Source organism: Streptomyces sp. H27-H5, from assembly GCF_026627505.1.
In the GTDB taxonomy this organism is placed as follows: domain Bacteria; phylum Actinomycetota; class Actinomycetes; order Streptomycetales; family Streptomycetaceae; genus Streptomyces.
In genome coordinates, this window is the sequence record NZ_JAPNLK010000207.1 from 1 (window position 1) to 4,977 (window position 4,977).

General features: G+C 67.8%; 4 protein-coding genes. 3 read left to right on the forward strand and 1 reads right to left on the reverse strand.

Annotated features, from left to right (window positions below; all coding sequences use genetic code 11):
- Window positions 1-1,086 precede the first annotated feature (1,086 nt).
- The 3 genes from OTB19_RS41500 to OTB19_RS41510 are packed head-to-tail and all read left to right on the forward strand — an operon-like array spanning window position 1,087 to window position 3,745.
- A complete protein-coding gene (locus tag OTB19_RS41500) occupies window positions 1,087-1,434 on the forward strand; it encodes a hypothetical protein (protein ID WP_267804046.1) in 348 nt (115 codons plus the stop codon).
- A complete protein-coding gene (locus OTB19_RS41505; protein WP_267804047.1) occupies window positions 1,434-2,543 on the forward strand; it encodes an MAB_1171c family putative transporter in 1,110 nt (369 codons plus the stop codon). The genes OTB19_RS41500 and OTB19_RS41505 overlap by 1 nt, the downstream gene beginning before the upstream one ends.
- A gap of 26 nt (window positions 2,544-2,569) precedes the next feature.
- Entirely contained in the window at window positions 2,570-3,745 is a 1,176-nt protein-coding gene (locus OTB19_RS41510; protein ID WP_267804048.1) for an amidohydrolase family protein, read from the forward strand.
- 37 nt (window positions 3,746-3,782) lie between these two features.
- On the opposite strand, the gene OTB19_RS41515 is transcribed toward OTB19_RS41510, so the two are convergent.
- On the reverse strand, window positions 3,783-4,637 hold the full coding sequence (locus OTB19_RS41515) for a helix-turn-helix domain-containing protein (RefSeq protein ID WP_267804049.1): 855 nt from the start codon (window positions 4,635-4,637) through the stop codon (window positions 3,783-3,785).
- Between the last annotated feature and the right edge of the window lie 340 nt (window positions 4,638-4,977).

Sequence of the window (4,977 nt, forward strand, 5' to 3'; positions counted from 1 at the left end):
ATTTCACTTGAGAGGTGCCTTGCCGGTTGGTGCTGGTGGAAGCGTGAGAACTCCCATCATCCCAGGTCAGCGGGCACCTCCTCCCGTTTCCCCGTCCACAGCCCGGCCGTTACACGGTGGATCGAGGTTCAGACCAGAAGCTCGCAAAGGCTTCAGTTTCGGTGATCGCGGTAGCCATGGCGCCAGGTTAATTCACTTCTGCATTCACGCGGGTGCGACCTATGTCACGCAAATCAAGATCATCGAGAAGGGTTCCGATTTGCCCGAATCGCACCACCCCGACAGGACGCCCCACGGGTGCTTCATTTCGGATCCATAACGAATCTACCGGCGGGTACTTTCCGCGAACCTGTCAACCTCGCAAGTGGATAACGGCAGGTCAGATGGCGTTCATGGCAATGCATGCCATGGACGCGGTTGATCAAGTAGACACTTTCGATCTTGAATGGCTTTCGAGCCCTATTGGCCCGCCCGAGACTGCTGATCAACCCGCTCCGGGAATGACGTACGGTTCGATCAAGCGGGCGGAATCGCTGGTTCCGCAGGGCTCGCCTTCGCGAACCTTCCGCCGCCAGGCCACGTGGGGGATGCGTCCCTCGCAGGGCCCTGAGCGTTAGCCCTGCGGAGCCGCCGGGCGGAAAGCGCTCGCACGGTGCAGGGGCGCGGTTGACCGACCGCGAACCCCACCCGTCAAGCAGTAGGAGCAAAGCCGAGCCGCATCCCCACCGTTGTGGCATCCGCCTCGGATTTCGAACATACGAACGATGGCGCCAGTGTTTTTCGTCGTCTCCCGCAGGGTGTGACGGAGGACTACAGGCTGACGAGGGACCTATGTGGTGGCGAACCGGGGACACGCGTCCCCACAGCAACACCGAGCGCCGGGTACGTCCCTGGCCTCTCCGCCGACCGGGAGCCTTCACCCCTGCAGGGCGGGCGGACCGAGTGGCGGACCGGCAGCTACGTAGGCGTATACGCCTGGAGCTCCAAGAGCTGGGCGTCCAGCCGCCGCTGCGCATCGACGAGCTTCGGCTCGCGTTGGCGGCCCAGCGCGGTCGGCCCATTCTGATTCGACGGGCGCCGCTACCCATGCCGGGACCGGTGGGGCTCTGGCTCGACCTCCCGGACGCCGACGTCATCGTCGTCCAGGAGCGCACGACCCAGCTCCATCAGGACCACATCATCCTGCACGAGCTATGCCATCTGAAGGCCGACGGGCCGCAGGGCCACCGCTGGGAAGACCTCGCGCCGGGAGTTGGAACGGAGGGCGGGCAGCGGTGCTCGTACCTCGACAAGGAGGAGTGTCAGGTGGAGAAGGCCGCCACGATCATCATGGAGTGGGCGTCCGTCCTGGAGCAGGTCGGCCCTCCGCCGGCCTCCGATCCGGCCGTTCGCAGTGTGAATCTGGCCCTGGGTGACCGGCAGGGGTGGCTGTGATGACGATCCTGTTCCTCCTCATCCTGGCTGCCGCCGTAGCGTGGAAGGTCTACCAGCTCACGAAGGCGCCCAGGGACGGCGCCCTGCGCTCCGTCACCCTGTGCCTCGTGTGTGCGGCCCTGTCCTATCCGGTAGCCATGCCGGGCGGCGCCAGCGGCGTGGACACCGTTGCCGGCCACGGCGCGGCCAAGCTCATACAGAACATCCTGCTGCTCGGCACGGTGTACTTCCTGATGTGCTTCTACCTCTATTCATCTGCCGACCGGGCAACGAGTAGGCGGCGAGCACGTCGCGAGGCCATCCTCGTTCTCGTCGTAGCAGCCGTTCTCGTCGTCTCGGCCACGACGGTGCCGCACGAGGTGTTCGCCGGATCCTTCTCGTCGGCGGACATGACGATCACGCAGCTCGCCGCGTTCTACGGCGTCGCCGGCCTGTATCTGACCTACACCCTGGGTGCCGCTGGCATCTGGACGGTCCGCTACGCCCGACTTTCGCCGCGCCCGCACTCCACCGGTCTTTGGATCACGGCGGTCGGGCTGCTGGCCATGGCCGCTGCCTGTGCGGTCCGGGCAGTCTTCGTGGCCACGCGTTGGCAGGGCGGCACCGTTCCGAAGGGCCTGATGGCCTCCGTCGCGATGCTGCTGGTCCTCTCCATCCTCCTCTTCGTCGTCGGCGTCTCCTACTCCGGCGCCCGCAGCCGCCTGTCGGCTCTGCGGGTGTGGCGGCAGCACCGCCGCGGATACCGCCGCCTCGAGCCTCTCTGGCGTCTGCTGTCCGACCGGTTCCCCGAGACCGTTCTGGCCTCTCGGCCGACGGTGCTCGAAGCATGGGGTGTGCGTGGCGTGCACCGTCTCTACCACCGCCGCGTGGTCGAGTGTCGGGACGGGCTGGTCCGCATCAGCCCGCTCATGGGCGACCTGACCACGGAGGAACTGCTGTCTATGGACACGGCCGTCCTGGCCAACCGCCTACGCTCAGCAGCCGCCGCAGACGTCCACGCGTCCGAGGAGGCCCAGCCGGTCATTCCCCTGGCTGTACCCAAGATCGATAGCGCGGGCGCTGACGCCGCCCACCTGTTTGCCCTTTCCGACGCCCTCCGCGCCGCCTGACCACCTTTCACGGAAAGAGAACCCTGATGCTGATCACAGCTGGCCGCATCCTCACCGGAGACGCCGACGTAGCCGACGGCGCCGTACTAGTACGGGACGGCATCGTCACGGCCGTCGGCCGGCGCGCCGACGTCGAAGCCCAGGCAGGCAGTGGCGAACCGCGCCAGGACTTCCCGGATTCCACCCTGCTGCCCGGCCTGATCGACGCCCACGTCCACCTCGTCTTCGATGCCGGCGCCGACCCTGTGGCCACCATGCAGGAAGCCAGTGACGAGGATCTGCTGGAGGGGATGCGCAAGCGGGCCGACCAGCTGCTGGCTACCGGTGTCACCACGGCCCGCGACCTCGGCGACCGAGGAGGCCTCGCGCTGCGCCTCGCCCAGGAAATCGCCGCCGGCACCGCGCCGGGCCCCCGCATCATCGGAGCCGGGGCACCCGTCACTCCGCCGGGCGGACACTGCTGGTTCCTCGGGGGCGAGGTCTCCAACGCCGACGAGGCCCGTGCCCTCGTGCGCCGCAATGTGGCCGAAGGTGCCAAGGTCGTCAAGGTGATGGCCGGCGGCGGCGGTCTCACTAAGGGCGGAGCGCCCAGCTGGAAGAGCCAGTTCGGCGCGGAGGAGCTCGCCGTCGTCGTCGAGGAGGCGCACCTGGCCGGCCTGATGGTCGCCGCGCACGCGCACGGCACCGACGCCATCACCGACGCGGTGGCCGCCGGGGTCGACACCATCGAGCACTGCACGTGGATGACCGAGGACGGCTTCGACCTCCGCGAGGACGTCCTGGCGCAGATCGTCGAGAAGGGCATCTACGTCTGCCCGGCCGTCAGCCCGCACTGGCGGATGCTCCCCCGCTTCTTCGGCGAGGAGAAGGCCGCCGCCATGTTCGCGCTCGTGCAGCGGATGGCCGAGTCCGGAGCCCGCCTGATCGCGGGCACCGACGCCGGTGTCCAGCGCGCCGGGTTCGACGGGATCGTCGGCGCCCTCGGCTTCTACGAGCACCTGGGGATCTCCCGAGACCGGATCCTGGCCATGGCCACCAGCGAAGCGGCGGCAGCCCTCGGTGTAGGTGACCAGACCGGCCGTATCGCTCCCGGCTACAGCGCCGACCTGCTCCTGGTCGACGGCAACCCGCTCGAAGACCTGTCCGCTCTGAGCGCGGTGCGCGCCGTCTTCACCAACGGCCGCCAGCACCAAGCCGCGTAGACATCGCAACGACCAAGCGGGGCTTCGCCCGGGGCCGTTAGGCGCTGGGCAGGCCCCGCTCTTCGATTTCCGCGACGATGTTGTTGATCAGGGCCATGACCTCGGTCGGCAGGCCCTCGGGTCCCATCTGCCTGCCCTTCAGCCCGCGGATCTTGCCGGCCTGCACGTTCGCGAGCAGAGTCAGTCCCTCGGCGACCTGCCTTTTGACCACGTCGCGGCTTCGGAAGAAGAGGGCGCTGACGCCGAAGGCAGCCGACAGCCCCTCCAGCACCGGTGGGGACGCCTCGGTCACCTCGCCGTTCCGCAGGTCCGCGACACCGGCAGCGGAGATCACCTGGGCACCGACGTAGGCGTTCACCGCACGGGCGATCTCCGCATCCGAGGGTGGCGCGCTGTCGTCGTCCGGGTTCTCCAGGAGATACCGCATCTTGTCGGCGAGGCTCGTGGGCATCTCGGGGTGGGGCTCGGGAACCTCCACTCCGAAGGACCGTTCCTGTGCTGCCATCAGCTGCTCGACGCTCACGTCATACGCCTTGGCCAACGGCTCGACGTAGACGCCCGAGAGCCGCCGCTTGGCCCGCTCCGCGTTAGCCACCGGCCCGGCAGACTTGGTGCCCAGGAGCCCCGGGACCTCGTTCTGGAAGAACCCGGCATCGGCCCGCAGGTCTGCCAGAGTGGGCAGACCATCACGCGGGAACATGGCATCGAGCGGCTGCCCCAGCGCCCGGGCGAGAGCTGGAAGCCTCTCCGGATCCGGGTGGCTCGTGCCCTTCTCCCACGCGGTCACGCTGGTCGCGTGGACTCCCACGGCGGTAGCCACGGCCTCCTGCGTCAGCTCGGCGGAGCGACGGAGCGCGCGTACACGCTGTCCATCGAAGATACGTGCCGGCATGCCCCTCCTCCCTTCCGTCCTGTCCTAGGTTCACTGTATTCAGGAAACCTAGTTTTAGCCACTTGTGCGGTTCGCCGAACGCAGATAACTTCGACTCGACGAACGGTACCGGCCGCCGACCAGGCCGCCTAGCCCTCGTGACTGTCTTGTCACCCGAGGGATCGGCGCTGGTCAGGATGCATGTCGTGACCTGTGAGGAGTTCTAGAGCGAAGTCTAGTGCAGCGCGTTGCAGGTCCTTTTCCGGTTGGGCGGGTTGGGTGCGGTCACGCCTCGTGGTCGGCGAGGTGGACGATGGCGGCGGTGTCGAAGGCGTCGTTGGGGTGGCCGATGTCGGTGCCG

Excerpts from the sequence above, each read along its gene's own strand:
- OTB19_RS41510 (WP_267804048.1), top strand. The coding sequence starts at position 2,570 with ATGCTGATCACAGCTGGCCGCATCCTCACCGGAGACGCCGACGTAGCC.
- OTB19_RS41515 (WP_267804049.1), bottom strand. The coding sequence starts at position 4,637 with ATGCCGGCACGTATCTTCGATGGACAGCGTGTACGCGCGCTCCGTCGC.
- OTB19_RS41505 (WP_267804047.1), top strand. The coding sequence starts at position 1,434 with ATGACGATCCTGTTCCTCCTCATCCTGGCTGCCGCCGTAGCGTGGAAG.
- OTB19_RS41500 (WP_267804046.1), top strand. The coding sequence starts at position 1,087 with ATGCCGGGACCGGTGGGGCTCTGGCTCGACCTCCCGGACGCCGACGTC.